The following is a 20,161-nucleotide window of genomic DNA, read 5'->3' on the forward strand; positions in this document are numbered from 1 at the left end:
CTGCACCCCGTCCAGGCCAAGGGCGCGGATTCTACTGTCAAGAAGTCCACGTATGAGGGGAATTCGGGAACCTTCACCGTACCGGGACGCACTGTGGCGGTGTTCGTCCTGAGTTGAGCCCCGACGGCTGCTGCCTCCCAACTTAGCCCCGTCGGGGCTCAACTCAGGACGAACACCGCCACAGTGCGTCCCGGTACGGTGAAGGTTCCCGAATTCCCCTCATACGTGGACTTCTTGACAGTAGAATCCGCGCCCTTGGCCTGGACGGGGTGCAGTGCGTACGACTTCCCCGCCAGTTCGGCGACCTGCTGCTTCGTGGTGCCGGGGGCCGCGTTGAGGACGATCACCAGCTTCCCGAGCCGCATGGTGATCACGCCCGGGGTCTCGTCCTTCCCGGAGAGCGGGAAGGACAGGGCGGACTGCACCTGCCCGGTGGTGGCGAGGGAGAAGTCCGGCTCCGTGGTGCGGATGGTGAGCAGGTCCCGGTACGCGGCGGACGCGCCGTCGATCTGCGCGCAGCCGGGCCGGAGCGCCGCGTCGGCCAGCAGCGGCTTCCCGTAGGACCACTTGGACCGGTTGTCGGCGGCCGGGGGCAGGCCGCGGCCGAAGCCGTTGCCGTCGCGGCAGTCCCAGTGCAGGGCGTTGAACCAGTCGCCGCTGTCGTAGGAGTTGCGGTCCAGGGACTTGGAGCGCAGCAGGTCGCTGCCCGCCTGGGAGAGCGCCGGTCCCTGGGAGAGGGTGGCCGTGGCCATCGCCAGGACCTGCATGCGGGCCCGGTCGGCCGCCGAGGTGCCCGCCGGGAGCTTGAAGGCGAGCGCGTCGTACAGCGATTCGTTGTCGTGGGCGTCCGCGTAGGCGAGGGCGTCGCCGGGGGCCGCGGCGTATCCGGCGGGGGCGCCGTTGTAGTCGACCCCGGAGCCCTTGACCGTGCGGCCCGAGGAGTCGGTGAAGGTGTAGTCGGCGAGGTTGCCGGTGAGTCCGACCTTGATCAGGTCCTGGTAGTGCAGCAGCCGGGCCTTCTGTTCGGCCTTCGTGCCGTTGGCGGGCGAGGTGTTGGGGTCGGTGTAGAGGCCGCTGGCGAAGCCCTGGACGCCGGGGTCCTCGTCGAACGGGCCGCCGCCGCGCACCGCGTCGCGGGCCCGGTCGGAGAAGGTGGCGACGCCGGTGGAGACCATGTTCTTCTGGGTGGCCTGGACGAAGCGGGCGTCGTCGGCGATCTCGCCGAAGTTCCAGCCCTCCCCGTACAGGACGATCCTCTTGCCGTCGACGCCGTCCTTCGCCACGGTCAGGGCGTCGAGCGCCTTGCGCACGGCGAGGATGTTGTCCTTGGGGTGGTGGCCCATCAGGTCGAAGCGGAAGCCGTCGACCTTGTACTGCTTGGCCCAGGTGACGACCGAGTCCACGACGAGCTTGCCCATCATGGTGTTCTCGGGCGCGGTGTTGGCGCAGCAGGTGGAGGTGGCGACGGTGCCGTCCTCCAGGAGCCGCTGGTAGTAGCCGGGCACGATCCGGTCGAGCACGGACTTGTCGTCCTGGCCGGCGGCGACGGTGTGGTTGTAGACGACGTCCATGACGGTCCGCAGTCCCGCGCCGTTCAGGCCCTGCACCATCTGCCGGAACTCGACGGTGCGCCGGGTGCCGTTGGGGTCGGAGGCGTAGGAGCCCTCCGGGACGGTGTAGTGCAGCGGGTCGTAGCCCCAGTTGAACCCGTCCTTCGCGGCGGCCTTCGCCACGCACGCCTGCTGCTCCTCGGAGTCGGGGGCGTACACGGACAGGTCGCAGGCGGGCTTCGTCTGCCCGGACTTCTTCTCGGGGATGGTGCCGATGTCGAAGGCGGGCAGCAGGTGGACGTAGCTCGTGCCGGAGTCGGCGAGCTTCTTGAGGTGCTTCATCCCGTCGGAACGGGTGTCGGTGAAGGCGAGGTACTCGCCGGGGTGCTTCGAGGTGCGGTCCGCGATCGAGAAGTCGCGGATGTGCAGCTCCTGGATCTGGGCGTCGCGCAGCGGGGTGGCGGCGGGCTTCCTCAGCCCGGACCAGCCCTTCGGGGCGAGTTCCGGGTCGTCGAGGTCGACGACGAGGCTGCGCGCGGAGTCGGTGGTCAGCGCGGTGGAGTAGGGGTCGGTGACCTTGTTGGTGACGAACTTCCGGACGGTGGGCGCCCAGACGTCCACCAAGTAGCGGTAGGGCCTGCCGGTCCAGCCCTTCGTGCCGGTGGCCGACCAGACGCCGGTGCGGTCGTCGCGGCGCATCGGCAGGGTGCGACCGTCGAGTTCGAGGGCGACGGTGCGGGCGGTGGGGGCCCAGACGGACAGGGTGGGGCGGCCCTTGCGGTCGAAGACCGGGCCGAGCCGGGCGCCGGACGCGTTCTTCCCGTAGAGGTCGTCGAGGATCCCGGCGGTCTGCACCCCGGTGGCGGCGAGCAGAGCGCCGTTGGCGGCGCGCTGGGTGGCGATCAGCTGGCCGCGCAGCGCCTCGCGGACGCGGCCCCGGTCCCGGGCGTCGACGGTGAACGCCGGGTAGTCCTTGAGGTGCGGGTACTTCGCCTTCTGGGCGTCGGTGAGCGCGGACGGGGTGAGCCGCAGCCACTGGCCCTCGTCGGTCAGTGCCCCGTCCACGACGGAGATGGCGCCGTCCTCGGCGTGGACGAGCTGCTGGCTGGTGGCGCCGGTGGCCTTGACCTTCCACACGACGGTGTCGGCGTCGATCCACTGCGCCTCGGCCTTGGTGAGGTCGGGCGCGGGCGCGCCGCCGGTCTGGGGCAGCAGGTAGCCGGGGGTGGCGCCGAGCAGCCAGACCTCGTTGCCGTAAGTGGCGAGGTCGAGGGACTGGTCGCTGGGGAGGTCCTTCTCGTCGCCCTTGTGCAGGATGTAGCCGAGCGAGGTGGCACCCTCGGCGAGCGGTACCTCGAAGGTGGCGCCGGAGGCGTCCTGCTTCACCGGCCGGAGCGGCTTCGCCCAGTCGGTGGGGTCCTTCGCGCCGGTCCAGGTGTGCAGTCCCCAGCCGTCGTAGTCGCCGTCGGCCCGGTAGTAGTGCAGGACGGCCTTGGTGGTGTCCTGCGGCGGGCGGGCGCCGTCGGGGGCCTTGTCGGCCTGGCCGTCCTCGCCCTGCTCGATCCAGACCTCTCCGGTCCTGGCGAGTTCGACGGTGCGCTGCGGCCCGTCGGCGATGCCGTCCTTCTCGACGGTGTACGGGAGGGTGGCCGCGCCCTCTTCGAGCTTGATCCAGGCGAACGCGCCGTAGGCGTCGCGGCCGGTGAAGTCGGCTGCGGTGTCGCCGGAGCGGAGCTTCCAGCCGTCGTAGTCGCCGTCGGCGCGCTTGTAGTGGACGACGGCGTAGTCGCGTTCGACGGCCACGGGCTTCGGCTCGGGCGGCGCCTGTCCGGCGGTGGTGGAGGCCAGTGCGCTCGCGGTGCGTCCGGTGCGGTCGACGACGACCGCCTTGTAGCGCAGCGGTGTGCCGGCCCGCACCTCGTCGTCGAGGTGCTGGGTGACCTTGTACGGGGCGTGGTCGGCGGAGCCGAGCGTGACCCACTTGCCGTTGCCGGTCTGCGCGGCGAACACGACGCGGTTGAGCTGTCCGCCGTCCACGTCGGCGGAGAGCTCGACGGTGCCGGTGGCTCCGGCGGCCGGGGCCTTCAGGGTGATCGAGGGCCCGGTGGCCGGGTCGCCCATCGCCTTCCGCGCGCGCAGCACGATGCTGGACAGGGCGGGCACGGTGACGGTGATCTTCCTGTCGGCGCCGCTGCGGACGGTGTCCGAACCGCCGTACAGGGTGCGGAAGTCCGTGTCGGCGGAGCCGGTGGGCAGTTCGACGGTGCGCGGGGCGGTGCCGTTGTTGGCGGCGACGAGGTATTCGTACGGCTTGGCGGGGTCCGTGCGGGAGAAGGCGTACACGGAGCCCTCGGCGTACCGCTCGGTCTGGACGCCGTCGCGCAGTGCCGGGTGCTTGCGGGTGAGCCCGGAGAGCGCGGCGATGTTCCGGTACAGCGGGTGCTTCGGGTCGTACGCGTCGGCGGCGTGGGTGCGGTCGGTGCCCAGTTCGTCGTCGTCGAGGTAGTCGGCGGTCTTCGAGGCGAACATGGTCTGCCGGGCGTCCTTGTCGCCGCCCGCGCCGGTGAAGCCCTGTTCGTCGCCGTAGTAGACGACGGGGTTGCCCCGGCCGAGGAACATCAGTTCGTTGGCGAGGCGGGCCCGGTCGAGGAGTTCGGCGTCGTCGGCCTTCGGGTTGTCCTGCTTCAGGAACGTCCCGATGCGGCCCATGTCGTGGTTGCCGAGGAAGGTCACCTGCTCGTAGGCGTTGGCCTTGTCGGTGGTGTAGCGGTAGTCGTCGCCGAACACCGCGGCGAGCTTCGCGGCCGGGGCGCCCTGCGAGGCGTACTGGCGGGCAGCTTCCTGGAACGGGAAGTCGAGCGTCGCGTCGAGCCGGCCCCGGGTGACGTAGGGCGAGGTGACGGTGGTGTCGGAGGAGTAGACCTCGCCGAACATGAAGAAGTCGTCCCGGCCCCGCTCGGCCGCGTAGGCGTCGAGGGCGGTGGCCCACTGGGTCCAGAAGTCCAGGTCGACGTGTTTGACGGTGTCGACGCGGAAGCCGTCGATGTCGAAGTCGCGGACCCACTTCTCGTAGATCTTCGCCATGCCGGAGACGACCTCGGGGCGTTCGGTCCACAGGTCGTCGAGGCCGGAGAAGTCGCCGTACGTGGTGGACTCGCCGGCGTAGGTGGAGTCGCCCCGGTTGTGGTACATCGTCGGGTCGTTGAGCCAGGCGGGGACCTTCCGCCCGGTGTTCTTCGGGGTGTACGGGAACGAGTCCGCGTCCACCTTCGCCATGCCCTCGGCGTCGTCGAAGGGGCGGCCGTCCCGGTCCAGGTACGGGTAGGCGCCCTTGGGCCGGTATCCGTAGGCCTTCTCGGCGTAGTCGACGGTGTCGGCGGTGTGGTTGGTGATGACGTCGAAGAAGACCTTCATGCCCTTGGCGTGGGCCTTGTCCACCAGCTTCGACAGGTCGGCGTTGGTGCCGAAGTGCGGGTCGACCTGGGTGAAGTCGGTGATCCAGTAGCCGTGGTAGCCGGCCGAGGCGTCCTTGCCGGTGCCCTGGACGGGGCGGTTCTTGAAGATCGGGGCGAGCCAGATGGCGGTGGTGCCCAGGCCCTTGATGTAGTCGAGCCGGTCGGTCAGGCCCTTGAGGTCGCCGCCCTGGTAGAAGCCCTTGTCCGTGGGGTCGTAGCCGGTCTCCGTGCGCGAGCCGGTGAGCCCGCCGCGGTTGTTGGACGCGTCGCCGTCGGCGAACCGGTCGGGCAGGACGAAGTAGAACTGCTCGCGCGTGAGGTCGTGGCGGGCCGGCTCCCCGGCGAGTCTCGCGTCCGAGGGCGGGGACGGGGGTCTGGGCGCGGCGGACGCGGAGGCCGCCGGCACGACGGGCAGCAGTGCCGCGCACAGCGCGGCGACGACTCCCCGCCTCAGAGTGGTTCGGGACACGGGAGGGTTCTCCTCGGGCTTTCAGGGGTGGGTGGTTCGGCGGTACGGGCCGGGGCCGTGTGTCTCGTGGCCCCGGCCCGTACCGGTCGGTGGGATGAGGCGGGGTCAGCCGCGCCAGACGTCCGCGGTCAGGGCGACGCTGCCGGAGGCGGGCACGGTGGCCGTGCGGTTGGCGCCGCTCTCCCAGGTGACGTTGCCGTTCGCGTCCTTGCGGACGTACTTGTACTCGAACGCCGTTCCGGCGGGCAGGGCGACGTCGAGCTTCCAGACGGGGTACGTCGCCGGGTCGAGCTTCGGCGCGGAGGCGGGGTTCCAGTTGCCGAGGGCGGGCTGGTTGCCGGTCACGTAGATGTTCTGGCCGAGCTGTGTGGTGGCGGTGACGCCGAAGGACGCGCCGGACTGCCCGGTGCCGCCGCCGTTGTCACCGCCTCCGTTGTCGCCGCCGCCGGTGCAGGTGCGGGCGCCGGCGTGCAGGGCGAGGGCGGTGTTCGCGCCGAGGGTGGCGGTGAACTGCCCGGAGCCGTTCACCGTGACGCCCTTGCCGGACTGGACGTCGCAGTAGTCGCCGGCGGGCAGCGAGGTCTGGAAGGTGCGGGTCAGCGCGGAGCCCTCGTGGTTGATCGCCACGTACGCCTTGGTGCCGCGGCCGAAGGCGATCTGGTCGCCGCCGTTGTCCCACCAGTCCGTGACGGCCTGGCCGCGCGCGGCGTTGCGGAAGCCGACCATGGAGGAGATCTCGCGCCAGGCGTGCTGGCACTTCCAGCCGTCGCTGTAGCAGGCGTTCACGGTGCCGCCGTTGGGCGGGCCCGCGTCCTTGTCGGACCACTCGTAGCCGGAGTGGACGTCGGGCGAGCCGTACGGCCAGGCCAGCATGAAGACGTTGGCGAGGGTGTAGTTGGCGCCGTCCTTGTAGTTCAGGGTGTCGCCGCCGCGCTCGGTGTCGTGGTTGTCGACGAAGACCGCCGACCTGCCCGACTCCATGAAGCCCCAGCCCTCGCCGAAGTTCTTCAGGTTGGCGAGGTTCTCGTTGTTGAAGACCTGCTTGAGACTGCGGGCGTAGCGGAACTCCTGGACGTCCCCGGTGCCGAGGTACTCGGAGGGCGAGACGGCCTCGCCCGCGCCGTATATCGCCTCCTGTTTCCAGTAGACGTTCGGGTCGGCCAGCCGCGACTTGATGTTCGCCAGGTCGGCGGCGGGCATGTGCTTGGCGGCGTCGATGCGGAAGCCGTCCACGCCCAGGGAGCGCAGGTCGTCGAGGTAGGCGGCGATCCGGCCGCGGACGTAGTCCTCGCCGGTGTCCAGGTCGGCCAGGCCGACGAGTTCGCAGTTCTGGACGTTGGCCCGGTCGCCGTAGTTGTTGATCTGCGACTGGCAGTCGTTCATGTCGTTGACCGAGTACAGGCCCGGGTAGTCGTACTTGGTGTACGAGGAGCCGCCGGTGCCGGTGCCGGAGCCGGCCGACATGTGGTTGATGACCGAGTCGGCGATGACCTTGACGCCCGCGCCGTGGCAGGTGTTCACCATGTCCGCGAAGGACGCGCGGTCGCCGAGCCGCCCGGCGATCCTGTAACTGACCGGCTGGTACGAGGTCCACCACTGGCCGCCCTGGATGTGTTCCTGGGGCGGCGAGACCTGGACGTAGCCGTAGCCGGCCGGGCCGAGGGTGTCGGTGCACGCCTTGGCGACGGAGTCGAACTTCCACTCGAAGAGAACGGCGGTGACGTCCTTGTCGCCCGGTGTGGCCGCCCGGGCGTTCGTGGTGGGGATCACGAGAGCGGCGGCGCCTGCGGACAGGGCGAGCGCTGCGGACAGTGCTCTGCGTGCCATGTTTCCTCCTGCTGTGGGGGAAATGCGGGTGACGGTGCAGCCTCACGTGGCAACGCGCCCTGCCCTCAAGGCTCTGAATGTTCTTGCTGCAAGAATGCAAACCTTGCCGCGACGCAGACCGTACGAGCCCACCCGCCCCCGGTCAACCCTTTGGACACCGTCCGATCACATCCAGGAAATACAGCAGTTTTCTTCCTGCAAGGACTTACGCAAGACATTGCAGCGCTGTTACGTTTCTCCCAGCTCCGGTCCGGCCGGTCGAGGGCTCCGGCGATCCCGGGCCCCACGCGCCCGGCCGGCCGGGCCGGTCAGGGCCAAGAGAGGCACCCGGAGTCGCACTCCCCGCCGGCCCAATCCAGGGCCGACTCCTGGTGCCTCTTCTCGGCCCCGCCGTCCGCACTCCGCCGACGGCCCCCGGTCCGTGATCCGCCCGCACCGACGGCCCCGCGATCCCGCAGCCCGCCGACGGCCCCGCGCCCTGCGGTCCGCCCGTACCGACGGCCCGGTCCGCCCGCGTCGGCGGCCCCGCCCCGTGTCTCCGGAGTCGGGCCCTCAGGCGTCCCGGACCGCCGCGGTCGACCCGCGCACCACCAGCTCGGGCTGGAACACGTACTCCGTGCGCTGCACCGGGCTGCCCCCTATCTCCTCCAGCAGGGCCCCCACCGCCGCCGCGGCCATCGCCTGCACGGGCTGGCGCACCGTCGTCAGCGGCGGATCGGTGAACGCGATCAGCTGTGAGTCGTCGAAGCCCACCACCGACACGTCGCGCGGCACGTGGAGCCCGCGCTCCCGGGCCGCGCGCACCACGCCCAGCGCCATCAGATCGCTGCCGCAGACGATGCCCGTGCACCCCCGGTCGAGCAGCGCCCCGGCCGCGACCTGGCCGCCCTCGACGCTGAACAGCGTGGGGCAGACCAGGAGTTCGGCCTCCGCGCGGTCCATGCCCAGCAGCTTCACGGCGGCCTCGACGAAGCCCTCGCGCTTGCGGCGGGAGGGCACGTAGCGCTGCGGCCCGATCGCCAGCCCGACCCTGCTGTGGCCGAGGTCGGCGAGGTGCCCGACGGCCATCCGCACGGCGGCGGCGTCGTCGGGCGAGACGAACGGCGCGCTGATCCGCTCGTTGTAGCCGTTGATCAGGACGAACGGTACGCCGCGCTCGGTGAGCGCGGCGTACCTGGCCGGGTCGGCCGACAGGTCGGCGTGCAGCCCGGAGATGAAGACGATCCCGCCGACACCGCGCTCGACGAGCTGCTCGACGAGTTCGTCCTCGGTGGCGCCGCCGGGCAGCTGGGTGCAGAGCACCGGGGTGTAGCCGTGCCCGGCCAGCACCTGCTCGACGGACTGCGCGAACGCCGGGAAGATCGGGTTGATGAGCTCGGGCGTCACCAGTCCGATCAGCCCGGCGCTGCGCTGCCGCAGCCGTACCGGACGTTCGTAGCCCAGGATGTCCAGCGCCGCGAGCACCCGCTGCCGGGTGGTCTCCGAGACGCCCGGTTTCCCGTTCAGCACCCGGCTGACGGTCGCCTCGCTGACCGCTGCCTGGCCGGCGATGTCCGAGAGCCTCGGCGCACCGCCGGCCGCGGGGCCGCTTCTGGGCAGGGGGACCGTCACACCGTCCACCACACCGTGGTGTCCGCGGGCAGCTCGATCCCGTCGCCGTCGGTGACGACCGGGGCGCTGGACAGCAGGACGGTGCCGCGCGCCGGGACGCGCACCGGGCGGTCCGTCGTGTTGACGGTGCAGACGAAGCCGGGGCGGACCAGGACCAGCAGGCCCTCGGGGGCCGCCTCCCACTCCACCGAGGTCCCGGCACCGAGCCCGGGGTGCTCCCGGCGGGCGGCGATCGCGGCCCGGTAGAGCTCCAGCGTGGAGCCGGGCACGCCGGTCTGCGCCTGGACGCTCAGCTCGCCCCAGCCGTCGGGCTGGGGCAGCCAGCTGCCGCCGTCGCCGAAGCCGTACGAGCTGCCGTCGCGGGTCCACGGGATCGGCACCCGGCAGCCGTCGCGGAAGCCGTCCTGGCCCTCGGCCCGGAAGAACGACGGGTCCTGGCGGACCTCGTCGGGCAGGTCGGTGACGTCGGGCAGGCCGAGTTCCTCGCCCTGGTAGATGTAGGCGGAGCCGGGCAGGGCCAGCATCAGCAGGGTGGCGGCGCGGGCCCGGCGCAGGCCCAGCTCGCGGTCGCCGGGGGTGCGGATCTGGGTGCCGAGGCCGGGCGGGTTGGCGAACCGGGTGGCGTGCCGGGTCACGTCGTGGTTGGAGAGCACCCAGGTGGTGGGGGCGCCGACCGGGCGCATCGCGTCGAGCGAGGAGTCGATGACCTCGCGGAGCTCGGCGGCGTCCCAGGCGGTGGAGAGGTACTGGAAGTTGAACGCCTGGTGCATCTCGTCGGGGCGCACGTAGTTGGCGGTGCGCTCGACGGTGGGGGTCCACGCCTCGGCGACCAGGATCCTGGCGCCGGGGTACTCGTCGAGGATGGTGCGCCAGGAGCGGTAGATCTCGTGCACCCCGTCCTGGTCGAAGAACGGCATGACGTCGTTGCCGAGCAGCTTGAGCTGGTCGCGGCTGCCGAGGTCGGGCAGCCCCTCGGCCTTGACCAGGCCGTGGGCGACGTCGACCCGGAAGCCGTCGACGCCCATGTCGAGCCAGAAGCGCAGGATGGAGCGGAACTCGTCGGCGACGGCCGGGTGCTCCCAGTTGAAGTCGGGCTGCTCGGGCGCGAAGAGGTGGAGGTACCAGTCGCCGGGGGTGCCGTCCGGGTCGGTGGTCCGGGTCCAGGCGGGTCCGCCGAAGACGGACTCCCAGTCGTTGGGCGGCAGTTCGCCGTTCTCCCCCTTGCCGGGGCGGAAGTGGTAGCGCTCGCGCAGGGCGGAGCCGGGGCCCTCGGCGAGGGCGCGCCGGAACCACTCGTGCCGGTCCGAGGAGTGGTTGGGCACCAGGTCCACGATGATCCGCAGGCCCAGTTCGTGGGCGTCCCGGATCAGCCCGTCGGCGTCCATCAGGGTGCCGAACATCGGGTCGATGTCACGGTAGTCGGCGACGTCATAGCCCGCGTCGGCCTGCGGGGACGCGTAGAACGGGCTGAGCCAGACCGCGTCCACGCCGAGGTCCTTGAGGTACGGGAGTCTGGCCCGGACGCCGGCGAGATCGCCCATGCCGTCGCCGTTGCCGTCGGCGAAGCTCCGTGGGTAGACCTGGTAGATCACCGCGTCCTGCCACCAGCCGGTCTGGTGGGCCGGAGCGTCGGCGGACGTGCCGGTGGAGGGGGCAGCGAGGTGCTGGGTCATGTCGTCCCTGGGGTGTCTGGGTGGGGAGCGGCGCCGGGGTCCGGGTTGGGACCCCGGCGTCCGCCGTGACTTGGTGCGTGCGGGGCGTACGGGTGGGATCAGCCCTTGACGGCTCCGGCGGACATGCCGGTGACCAGGTGGCGCTGGGCAAAGAGGAAGACCAGGGCCGCGGGTATCGCGATCAGCACGGACGCCGCGGTCATGGGGCCCCACTGGGCCCCGTACTGGTTGACGAACTTCTGCAGTCCGCCGGCGAGCGTCAGGTTCTCGTCGCCGACCATGAAGGCGGAGGCGTACGCCACCTCGCCCCAGGCGGTGATGAAGGAGTAGAAGGCGGTGACGGCGAGGCCGGGCTTGGCGAGCGGCAGGATGAGCCGCCAGAACGTGCCGAACGGGGTCAGGCCGTCGACCTGTCCGGACTCGTCGATCTCGCGCGGGATGGTGTCGAAGAAGCCCTTCATCATCCAGGCGCAGAACGGCACCGAGATGGTGAGGTAGGTGATGACGAGTCCGGCGGGCTGGTTGATCAGGCCCATGCTCGACATGATGTTGTAGATCGGCACGATGAGGACGGCGACCGGGAACATCTGGGTGACCAGCAGGGTCCACATCAGCCCGCGCTTGCCGGGGAAGCGGAAGCGGCTGACGGCGTAGCCGGTGGTCGCGGAGACGAAGACGCCGAGGACGGTGGTGAGCCCCGCGATGACCACGGAGTTGCCGAACCAGGTCAGGAACTCGGTGTCCCGGATCAGGTTCGTGTAGTTCTCGAACGTCGTCTCTTTGAAGAAGTCGGTCGTCGTGGCGTACTTCGCCGGCTTCAGCGAGGTCAGCAGGACCCAGAGCACGGGGAAGACCGCGATGACGGACGCGGCGATCAGCGTGAGGTGCAGGGCCACGGAGGCGGCCGGCGAACGCTCCCCGCGGCGCCTGGGCGTGCGGGCCGAGTGCCGGGCGGTGGTGGTCGGTGCGGCGGTGGTCACCAGTTGTCTCCCTGCGTACGGAGCACTCGCCGGTAGACCACGGCGAAGAGCATCAGGAGGACGAGGATCAGCACGCCCCAGGTGGAGGACTGCGCGAAGTCGCGCGGGCTGATCTCGAAGGAGAACTTGTACGCCTGGGTCACCAGGATCTGGGTGGACTCGCCCGGACCTCCCCTGGTCAGCAGGAAGATCACCGGGAACATGTTGAACGTCCAGATGGTGGAGAGCAGGGTCACCGTGGCGGAGACCGGGCGCAGACCGGGCAGGGTGACGTGGCGGAAGCGCTGCCACGCGGTCGCGCCGTCCATCTCGGCGGCCTCGTACTGCTCGGTGGGTATGGACTGCAGGCCGCCCAGCAGGGCCACCATGATGAAGGGGACGCCGAGCCAGACGTTGACGGCGATGACGGAGAACTTGGCCCAGGTGGGGTCGTTCAGCCACGGGATGCCGTCGATCCCGGCGCCGCCGAGGATCTTGTTGAGCAGGCCGCGCTCCTCGTTGTAGAGGAAGCGCCAGGCGAAGACGGAGACGAAGCCGGGGATGGCCCAGGGCAGGATCAGGGCCATCCGGTAGACGGAGCGGCCGGCGATCCTGCGGTTGAGGATGTTGGCGAGTGCCATGCCCAGGCAGAAGGTGATGCCCACGCAGGAGACCGTCCACACCAGCGTCCAGCCGAGCGTGCCGAGGAACTGGTCACCGGTCAGGGCGTCGGCGTAGTTGTCCAGCCCCACGAACTCGTAGGTGGCGGGCAGCTCGTTGACACCGATGGACCGGGCGACGTTGCGTTCGTTGGCGTCGGTCAGCGACAGCCAGATGCCGCGGACCAGCGGGTAGCCGATGATCACGCCGATCACGACGACGACCGGGGCGACCATGGTCCAGGCGTACCAGTGGACCGACAGGGCCCGCCGGAGCCTGCTCGGCGGCGGCGGAGGGGTGCCAGTACCGCGGCCCCGGCCGCGGGCGACGTCGTCGCCCGCGGCCTTCGCCACCGACTGGCCGGTGTGGACAGCCATCAGTCGGCCTGCCTTCCTGGGTTACTTCCAGTCCTTGAGGAGCTTGCGGTAGGAGTCGCCGGTCGCCTTGGCCGCCTTCTCCGGCGTGGTCTGACCGGTGAGGACCTTGGTGTACTCGGTGTTCAGCGGGGCGAAGAGGCTGCCGGTCTCCGGGATCCAGGGACGCTCGACGGCGGTCTCCACGACCGGCTTGAAGAACTGGACGATCTCGCTGTCCACGGCCTGCTGCCTGCCGTACGCGGAGGTGCGGGTCGGGAGCAGGTTCAGCTCGCCGGCGACCTGCGCCTGGGACTCGACCGAGGTCATGTACTCGACGAAGGCGTAGGAGGCGTCCAGGTTCTTGGAGCCCGCGTAGACGGCCAGGTTGTGACCGCCCTGCGGGGCGCCCTGCGCGACGGAGCCGGCCGGGACCGGGGCGATGCCCAGGTTCCCCTTGTCGGAGAACTGCTTGCCGGTCAGCGTGTCGGTCACGGCCCAGGGGCCGTTGATCATCATCGCGACGTCGCCGTTCTTGAACGACTGCATCATGTTCTCCCAGCCGTCCGTGGCGTCGGTCTTGGCCGCCCCGGAGTCGACGAGGTCCTTCACGACGCCGAACGCCTTGACGCCCGCCTCGTTGTCGACGGTGATCTCCTTGTCGGCCGCGGCGACCAGGTCGCCGCCCTCGCCGTACAGGAAGGACAGGAAGTAGTACGAGTCGTCGCCGCGCAGGTAGAGACCGGTCTTGCCGGTCTTGTCCTTGATCTTCTTGGCGACGGACTTCAGGTCGGCGATGTTCGCGGGCGGCTCGACGCCGGCGTCCTTGAACATCTTCTTGTTGTAGAAGATGCCCATGGAGTCGATGACCTGCGGCACCGCGTACGTCTTGCCCTTGTACTTGGTGGACGCGGCGGCCTGCTTCAGGAAGTCGTCCGGGTTCTTCAGCGCGACGGTGCCGTCGAGCGGGGCCAGGTAGCCGAGGTCGGCGAACTCGGGGGTCCAGGCGACCTCGGAGCGGATGACGTCCGGGGCGCCGGAGCCGGCCTGCGCCGCGTTCTTGAACTTGTTCTGCGCATCGCCGAACGGGACGTTGACGTACTTCACGTCGACCTTCGGGTGCTTCTTCTCGAAGCCCTCGGCGATCTTCTTGAAGACCTTGTCCTCGCTGCCGACGTTCGAGGTGTCCCACCACGTCACGGTGCCGGAGAGCTCGCCCGAGCTCTTCTTGCCGCCGGACTCGTCGTCGCTGCCGCAGGCGGTCGCCGCGAGCGCCAGGGCCGCGACCAGGGCGGTGGCCGTTATGCCACGTCGCATCTGAACTCCTTCAACTGCCGTACCGCTCCGTCGCGGCGCCGGGTCGACGAGAACGTAACAAGGATGAAAGAACGCCGAAAGAGTTTGCGGAAGATTTCTGCAAGCCTCGACGATCGTTACATTCGCGTGTCCTCACGGTTGCCGTCAAGACCCTTGACTGCGGCAGTCTGATCCTGGCAGCTCCTGGCCACAGGCCGTCGCATCGCGGTACGACGATCCGACCGCCGCCTGCAAAACGGGGCTGCAAGGTCTTGCAACGTGTTGCCGGGGCGCCGCCCGACCCTCGGCACGGAAGCGACGCCCCGACCGGCCGGGCGCACGGGCGCCGGGGGCGCCGCACGGGCGGGGCCGCCCGATTCATGGCCATGGTGGGCAATCCGACATACGCCCGGTACAGTCCACTTCCATGACCGCACGGCTTGCCGATATCGCAACTCAGGCGGGGGTCAGCGAAGCGACGGTCAGCCGCGTACTGAACGGCAAGCCCGGTGTTGCAGCGGCCACCCGTGAATCCGTCCTCGCCGCGCTCGACGTCCTCGGTTACGAGCGGCCCGTGCGTCTGCGCAGGCGCAGCGCGGGGCTCGTCGGCCTGATCACGCCCGAGCTGGAGAACCCGATCTTCCCGGCGCTGGCCCAGGTCATCGGCCAGGCGCTGACCCGGCAGGGCTACACCCCGGTGCTGGCGACCCAGACCCCCGGCGGCTCCACCGAGGACGAGCTGACCGAGATGCTGGTCGACCGCGGCGTCGCGGGCATCATCTTCGTCTCCGGGCTGCACGCCGACACCTCGGCCGACATGCAGCGCTACGAGCAACTGCGCGCCAAGGGCGTCCCGTTCGTCCTGGTCAACGGCTTCTCGCCGAAGGTCCAGGCCCCGTTCATCTCCCCGGACGACCGGGCCGCGATGCGACTCGCGGTGACGCACCTGGTGTCGCTGGGCCACCAGCGGATCGGCCTGGCGGTCGGCCCCAAGCGCTTCGTGCCCGTGCTGCGCAAGATCGAGGGCTTCCGCTCCACCGTGCACGAGCAGTTGGGCATCGGGCCGGACGAGGCGGAGGAGCTGATCCAGCACTCGCTGTTCACCCTGGAGGGCGGCCAGGCCGCGGCGTCGGCGCTGATGGAGCGGGGCTGCACGGCGGTGGTGTGCGCGAGCGACATGATGGCGCTCGGCGCGATCCGGGCCGCCCGCCGGATGGCACTGGAGGTGCCGCGCGACCTGTCGGTGGTCGGCTACGACGACTCGCCGCTCATAGCGTTCACCGATCCGCCGCTGACCACGATCCGGCAGCCGGTGACGGCGATGGGCCAGGCCGCCGTGCGCACCCTCCTGGAGGAGATCGGCGGCACTCCCGCCCCGCACAGCGAGTTCGTCTTCATGCCCGAACTCGTCGTCCGGGGTTCGACGGCGGCCGGTCCCGGGGCCGCCCCGGGCTCATCCGCCGGACCCGTTCCAGGGTCGCACGCCCGCTCCTGAGCCGCAGCCCCACCGCCGGGTGCGGAGCCGTGCGCTCCGCCCCGGCCCGGCAGATGTGACGTGCGGCCCGGACCCGGCCGGAGGATGATCTGGCGAGGAGGCGTTTTCTGGCAGACTCTGTGCCTATGGGTGAATCGAGAGTGACGTCACAGGAAGGCCGGACCGAGGCCACCCCGTCACCCATCGCGGACGAGGCGGCCCCCGCGGCGAACGCGAGACGTGTCACCGGACGGCGCAACAGCGGACCGGTGCGACTGCGGTCCCTGCGTTCCCCCCGCCGGCCACGCATCTGGTTCGAAATCCTGCTGATCGCGGCCAGTTACTGGGTGTACTCGCTGGTGCGCAACGCCGTCCCGGAGCAGAAGGCCGAGGCCCTGCGCAACGCCGACCGGATCTGGGCGGCCGAGCAGTACCTGGGCATCGCGGTGGAGGAGACGGTCAACCACGCGGTGAACTCCGTGACATGGCTGATCGTCTCGATGAACTACTACTACGCGACACTGCACTTCGTCGTCACCGTCTGTGTGCTGGTGTGGCTGTTCCGCCGCCACCCCGGCCGGTACGCGGCGGCCCGGCTGGCCCTGTTCATGACCACGGGGGTGGCCCTGCTCGGCTACTACCTGTACCCGTTGGCACCGCCGCGCCTGATGAACGGCGGCGGGTTCGTCGACACCGTCCTCGTCCACCACACCTGGGGTTCGATGGCCTCGGGCAACTTCAAGAACATGTCGAACCAGTACGCGGCGATGCCGTCGATGCACATCGGCTGGTCGCTCTGGTGCGGCCTGACGATCTTCGCGCTGGCCTCCGCGCCCTGGGGCCGCGTCCTGGGCCTGCTCTACCCGGCGGCCACCCTGGTCGTGATCGTGGCCACCGCCAACCACTTCTGGCTGGACGCGCTGGGCGGCATGGTGTGCCTGGCCGTCGGCTTCCTGATCTCGTACGCCTGGTACGACTCGCTGCCGCACCACCTCCCGAAACGGGTGCAGCCACCCGGCACGGAGGTGCGGGCGGCCTGTCCGTCCGTCGGCGCGCCGGCCGGGACGCGGCGCCAGACGGTGGACGCGGCGGCGCGCGACTCGGGCCCGCGGGGCGGCTGACCACGCCCCGCGATGGCTCCCTCACGCCCCGTAGAACCGCTCCTCCACCACCGCCCGGGCCCGCCGGGTGATCCGCCGGTAGTCGTCCAGCATGTCCCCGACGTGCCCCGGCTCGTACCCCAGGTACCGCCCCACCGCGGTGAGTTCGCGGGGCCCCGTGGGGAACGTGTCGCCCGGCCGGCCCCGTACCAGCATCACCGCGTTGCGGACCCGGGTCGCCAGCACCCACGCCTCGTCCAGCGTCTGCGCGTCCTCGACGGAGATCAGCTCCGCCGCGCAGGCCGCGGCCAGGGCCTCACGGGTGCGGGTGGTCCGCAGCCCCGGCTCCGCCCAGCCGTGCTGCATCTGCATCAGCTGGACCGTCCACTCGACGTCGCTCAGGCCGCCGCGCCCCAGCTTGGTGTGGAGCGTCGGATCGGCGCCGCGCGGCAGCCGTTCGGACTCCATGCGGGCCTTCAGCCGGCGGATCTCGCGGACCGCGTCCTCCCCCAGTCCCTCCATCGGGTAACGCAGCGGATCGATCAGGTCGACGAACTCGCGTCCGAGTTCCGCGTCGCCCGCGACCGGTTCGGCGCGCAGCAGGGCCTGGCTCTCCCAGACCAGCGACCAGCGCCGGTAGTACGCCTCGTAGGACCCCAGGGTGCGGACCATCGGCCCGTTCTTGCCCTCCGGCCGCAGGTCCGCGTCGATGATCAGCGGCGGGTCTGCGGTGGGCAGCTGGAGCAGCCGGCGCATCTCGGACACCACCGCGTTCGCGGCGCGGGCCGCCTCCTGCTCGTCGACGCCCTCGCGCGGGGAGTGGACGAACAGCACGTCGGCGTCGGAGCCGTAGCCGAGTTCGTGGCCGCCGAAGCGGCCCATGCCGATGACCGCGAACCGGGTGGGCAGGGTGTCCCCCCACTGCTCGCGCACGGCGGCGCGCAGGGCGCCCGCGATCGTGACGGCGTTCAGGTCGGTGACCGCGCTGCCGACCCGGTCGACGAGGGCGCCCGGGTCCTCCTCGGCGGGATTGTCCTCGGTGCCGTACGAACCGATCAGATCCCCGGCCGTGGTCCGGAACAGCTCGCGCCGCCGCACCCCGCGCACCACCGCGACCGCGGTCTCGGCGTCGTCGGCGCGCCCCACCGCGGCCAGCACCTCCTGCTCCAGGTGCTCCCGGGTGCGCGGCTTCAGCCCCTGCGGGTCGCCGAGCAGCGCCACCGCCTCCGGGGCCCGCAGCAGCAGGTCGGGGGCGAGCCGGCCGGCCGACAGCACCCGGGCGAGGTTCTCCGCCGCCGCGCCCTCGTCCCGCAGCAGCCGCAGGTACCAGGGAGTCTTGCCCAGCGCGTCGGACACCTTGCGGAAGCCGAGCAGCCCGGCGTCCGGGTCGGCGGAGTCCGCGAACCAGCCGAGCAGCACCGGCAGCAGGGTGCGCTGGATGGCGGCCTTGCGGGACACCCCGGAGGACAGCGCCTCCAGGTGCCGCAGCGCGGCGGCCGGGTCGGCGTAGCCGAGGGCTTCGAGCCGGTGCCCGGCCGCCTTCGCGCTGAGCCGGGACTCGCCGGGGGCGAGCTGGGCGACGGCGTCGAGCAGCGGCCGGTAGAACAGCTTCTCGTGCAGCCGCCGCACCACGGAGGCGTGCCGCTTCCACGCCTGGTTGAGCTCGGTGATCGGGTCGGTGCGCAGCCCCAGGGAGCGGCCGAGCCGGCGCAGGTCCGGGGCGTCCTCGGGGACCAGGTGGGTGCGGCGCAGCCGGTAGAGCTGGATGCGGTGCTCCATGGCGCGCAGGAAGCGGTAGGCGTCGTCGAGCTGCGCGGCGTCCACCCGGCCCACGTAGCCGCCCGCGGCGAGCGCGCGCAGGGCCTCCAGCGTGGTGCCGCTGCGCAGGGTGGTGTCGCTGCGGCCGTGCACCAACTGGAGGAGCTGTACGGCGAATTCGACGTCCCGCAGCCCGCCGGGGCCGAGCTTGAGCTCGCGGTCGACGCGGTCGGCGGGGATGTTGTCGACGACGCGGCGGCGCATCTTCTGCACGTCGGGGACGAAGTTCTCGCGGTCCGCGGCCTGCCACACGAGCGGGGAGACGGCCTCGACGTACTCCGCGCCGAGTTCGGGGTCGCCGGCCACCGGACGGGCCTTGAGCAGTGCCTGGAACTCCCAGGTCTTGGCCCAGCGCTGGTAGTACGCGAGGTGCGAGGAGAGCGTGCGGACGAGGGGGCCGTTGCGGCCCTCGGGGCGGAGGTTGGCGTCGACCGGCCAGATGGTGCCCTCGACGGTCGTGTCGGAGCAGATCCGCATCATGTGCGCGGCCAGCCGGGTGGCGGCCCGCACGGCCTCGCTCTCCTCGTGGCCGTCCACCGGTTCCGCGACGAAGATGACGTCGACGTCGGAGACATAGTTCAGTTCGTGCCCGCCGCACTTGCCCATCGCGATGACGGCGAGCCGGCACTGCGCGGCGTCGGCGGGCGCCGCCGTCCGGGCGATGGCGAGGGCCGCCCGCAGGGTCGCGGTGGCCAGGTCGGCGAGTTCGGCGGCGGCCTCGGCGACGTCGGTGGTGCCGCACACGTCACGGGCCGCTATGGCCAGCAGGCACCGCCGGTAGGCGACGCGCAGCGAGTCCGGGTCGTCGGCCCCGGCGAGCCCCAGCTCGAACTCGGCCACGCCGGGGTGCAGGTCGACGGCCTCGTAGGTGACGAGCGCCTGCCAGTCGCGGGGGTGGCGGGCGAGGTGGTCGCCGAGCGCCTCGGAGGCGCCGAGCACCCCGAGCAGCCGGTCCCGCAGCGGTTTGGCGGTGATGAGCGTGTCCAGCAGGATCTGCCGCTCGTCCGGCTCCTCGGCCTCCACCAGCCGGACCAGGCCCCGCAGGGCCAGGTCGGGGTCGGCGGTCGCGCCGAGGGCTTCGAGCAGGACCGGGTCGGAGCGCACGGAGGACAGGTCGGACAGGTCGAGGAGCCGCTCGGCGGCGGAGGGGTCGGTGAAGCCGTGTCGCAGCAGTCGGGTGAACGTGCTGCTCCTGCGCCCCGGCACCGTCGTCATCGCGTGCTCTCCTGCTCGCCGTCCACACCATTCAGCGTTCCGAGCCTAGCCCGACCCGACGGATCCGGAGCGGGTGCGGGGTCCGCGCTTCGCGGGCACGATCACTATGTGGACCAGACCGGGAGGACCGCATGTCCGGATTCGAACCCTTCGCCGAGCTGGATGCCGAGTTCAGCGACGAGAACGCGACGGCCTGCCCGTGGTCCGTGGCGAAGGAGTTGCTGACCGGGGCGGAGCTGTACTGGCTGTCCACGGTCCGTCCCGACGGCCGCCCGCACGTCACTCCGCTGATCGGGGTGTGGTCGGACAACGCGCTGTACTTCGCCACGGGCCCGGCGGAGCGCAAGGCCCTGAATCTGGGCGCCAACCCCGCCGTGGCGGTGACGACGGGCGTCAACACCCTGTCGGAGGGGGTCGACGTGGTGGTCGAGGGGCGGGCGGAGCGGGTGCGGGAGACGGACCGGCTGGGCGGGCTGGCCGGGCAGTGGGAGGCGAAGTACGGCCCCCGGTGGCACTTCGACGTCGAGAACGGCACGTTCGTGAACGCGGGGCACTCCGCGCTGGTGTTCGAGGTGCGGCCCCACAAGGCGTTCGGTTTCGGCCGGGGCGACCACTACAGCCAGACCCGATGGCGGTTCAGCTGACCCGCGCCGGATCCGGTGACCGGACCGGGTCCGTCAGCGCCCGATGGAGGGCGGGAG

Annotated in this window: 12 protein-coding genes; 4 read left to right on the top strand and 8 right to left on the bottom strand. The window is 71.1% G+C overall.

Going from position 1 to position 20,161, the window contains the following annotated elements; genetic code table 11:
- Window positions 1–117: alpha-1,6-glucosidase domain-containing protein (locus EAO76_RS47510; protein ID WP_187438495.1), on the top strand; the 117-nt coding region annotated here is incomplete at its 5' end.
- Between the two features lie 41 nt (window positions 118–158).
- Here EAO76_RS47510 and pulA read toward each other — a convergent pair.
- The 7 genes from pulA to EAO76_RS07805 form a co-directional block, all read right to left on the bottom strand.
- Window positions 159–5,474, bottom strand: a complete 5,316-nt coding sequence (pulA, locus tag EAO76_RS07775; protein ID WP_148834648.1) for a pullulanase-type alpha-1,6-glucosidase — start codon at window positions 5,472–5,474, stop codon at window positions 159–161.
- A 105-nt stretch (window positions 5,475–5,579) separates the two neighbouring features.
- Window positions 5,580–7,301 carry a carbohydrate-binding module family 20 domain-containing protein gene (locus tag EAO76_RS07780; RefSeq protein ID WP_148834650.1) on the bottom strand — a complete coding sequence of 574 codons (1,722 nt, stop codon included), beginning with the start codon at window positions 7,299–7,301 and terminating at the stop codon, window positions 5,580–5,582.
- A 552-nt stretch (window positions 7,302–7,853) separates the two neighbouring features.
- The gene (locus EAO76_RS07785) at window positions 7,854–8,924 is read right to left on the bottom strand and encodes a LacI family DNA-binding transcriptional regulator (RefSeq protein ID WP_148834652.1); all 1,071 of its coding nucleotides are present in this window, start codon (window positions 8,922–8,924) and stop codon (window positions 7,854–7,856) included.
- On the bottom strand, window positions 8,909–10,585 hold the full coding sequence (locus tag EAO76_RS07790) for a glycoside hydrolase family 13 protein (RefSeq protein WP_148834654.1): 1,677 nt from the start codon (window positions 10,583–10,585) through the stop codon (window positions 8,909–8,911). Before EAO76_RS07790 ends, EAO76_RS07785 begins: the two co-directional genes overlap by 16 nt.
- 98 nt (window positions 10,586–10,683) lie before the next feature.
- Window positions 10,684–11,565, bottom strand: a complete 882-nt coding sequence (locus EAO76_RS07795; RefSeq protein WP_148834656.1) for a sugar ABC transporter permease — start codon at window positions 11,563–11,565, stop codon at window positions 10,684–10,686.
- Entirely contained in the window at window positions 11,562–12,581 is a 1,020-nt protein-coding gene (locus EAO76_RS07800) for a carbohydrate ABC transporter permease (RefSeq protein ID WP_148834658.1), read from the bottom strand. Before EAO76_RS07800 ends, EAO76_RS07795 begins: the two co-directional genes overlap by 4 nt.
- A gap of 21 nt (window positions 12,582–12,602) precedes the next feature.
- Window positions 12,603–13,874 carry an extracellular solute-binding protein gene (locus EAO76_RS07805; protein ID WP_148834660.1) on the bottom strand — a complete coding sequence of 424 codons (1,272 nt, stop codon included), beginning with the start codon at window positions 13,872–13,874 and terminating at the stop codon, window positions 12,603–12,605.
- A gap of 406 nt (window positions 13,875–14,280) precedes the next feature.
- Between EAO76_RS07805 and EAO76_RS07810 the strand changes: the two genes are divergently transcribed.
- Together EAO76_RS07810 and EAO76_RS07815 are read left to right on the top strand one after the other, a co-directional pair.
- Window positions 14,281–15,348, top strand: a complete 1,068-nt coding sequence (locus EAO76_RS07810) for a LacI family DNA-binding transcriptional regulator (protein WP_148834662.1) — start codon at window positions 14,281–14,283, stop codon at window positions 15,346–15,348.
- Between the two features lie 125 nt (window positions 15,349–15,473).
- Window positions 15,474–16,448: a phosphatase PAP2 family protein gene (locus EAO76_RS07815; RefSeq protein WP_148834664.1), complete on the top strand. Its 975-nt coding sequence runs from the start codon at window positions 15,474–15,476 to the stop codon at window positions 16,446–16,448.
- A 21-nt stretch (window positions 16,449–16,469) separates the two neighbouring features.
- On the opposite strand, the gene EAO76_RS07820 is transcribed toward EAO76_RS07815, so the two are convergent.
- Complete coding sequence (locus EAO76_RS07820) at window positions 16,470–19,460, bottom strand: bifunctional [glutamine synthetase] adenylyltransferase/[glutamine synthetase]-adenylyl-L-tyrosine phosphorylase (RefSeq protein WP_148834666.1); 2,991 nt, start codon at window positions 19,458–19,460, stop codon at window positions 16,470–16,472.
- 131 nt (window positions 19,461–19,591) lie between these two features.
- On the opposite strand from EAO76_RS07820, the gene EAO76_RS07825 reads away from it, so the two are divergent.
- Window positions 19,592–20,104, top strand: a complete 513-nt coding sequence (locus EAO76_RS07825; protein ID WP_148834668.1) for a pyridoxamine 5'-phosphate oxidase family protein — start codon at window positions 19,592–19,594, stop codon at window positions 20,102–20,104.
- Window positions 20,105–20,161 lie beyond the last annotated feature (57 nt).

The sequence above is a fragment of the Streptomyces sp. sk2.1 genome (genome assembly GCF_008120935.1).
Lineage (GTDB): Bacteria > Actinomycetota > Actinomycetes > Streptomycetales > Streptomycetaceae > Streptomyces.

What these genes read in the sequence shown, in the direction of transcription:
- EAO76_RS07780 (WP_148834650.1), bottom strand. Translation starts at nt 7,301, where the DNA reads ATGGCACGCAGAGCACTGTCCGCAGCGCTCGCCCTGTCCGCAGGCGCC.
- EAO76_RS07790 (WP_148834654.1), bottom strand. Translation starts at nt 10,585, where the DNA reads ATGACCCAGCACCTCGCTGCCCCCTCCACCGGCACGTCCGCCGACGCT.
- EAO76_RS07800 (WP_148834658.1), bottom strand. Translation starts at nt 12,581, where the DNA reads ATGGCTGTCCACACCGGCCAGTCGGTGGCGAAGGCCGCGGGCGACGAC.
- EAO76_RS07805 (WP_148834660.1), bottom strand. Translation starts at nt 13,874, where the DNA reads ATGCGACGTGGCATAACGGCCACCGCCCTGGTCGCGGCCCTGGCGCTC.
- EAO76_RS07810 (WP_148834662.1), top strand. Translation starts at nt 14,281, where the DNA reads ATGACCGCACGGCTTGCCGATATCGCAACTCAGGCGGGGGTCAGCGAA.
- EAO76_RS07815 (WP_148834664.1), top strand. Translation starts at nt 15,474, where the DNA reads ATGGGTGAATCGAGAGTGACGTCACAGGAAGGCCGGACCGAGGCCACC.
- EAO76_RS07820 (WP_148834666.1), bottom strand. Translation starts at nt 19,460, where the DNA reads ATGACGACGGTGCCGGGGCGCAGGAGCAGCACGTTCACCCGACTGCTG.
- EAO76_RS07825 (WP_148834668.1), top strand. Translation starts at nt 19,592, where the DNA reads ATGTCCGGATTCGAACCCTTCGCCGAGCTGGATGCCGAGTTCAGCGAC.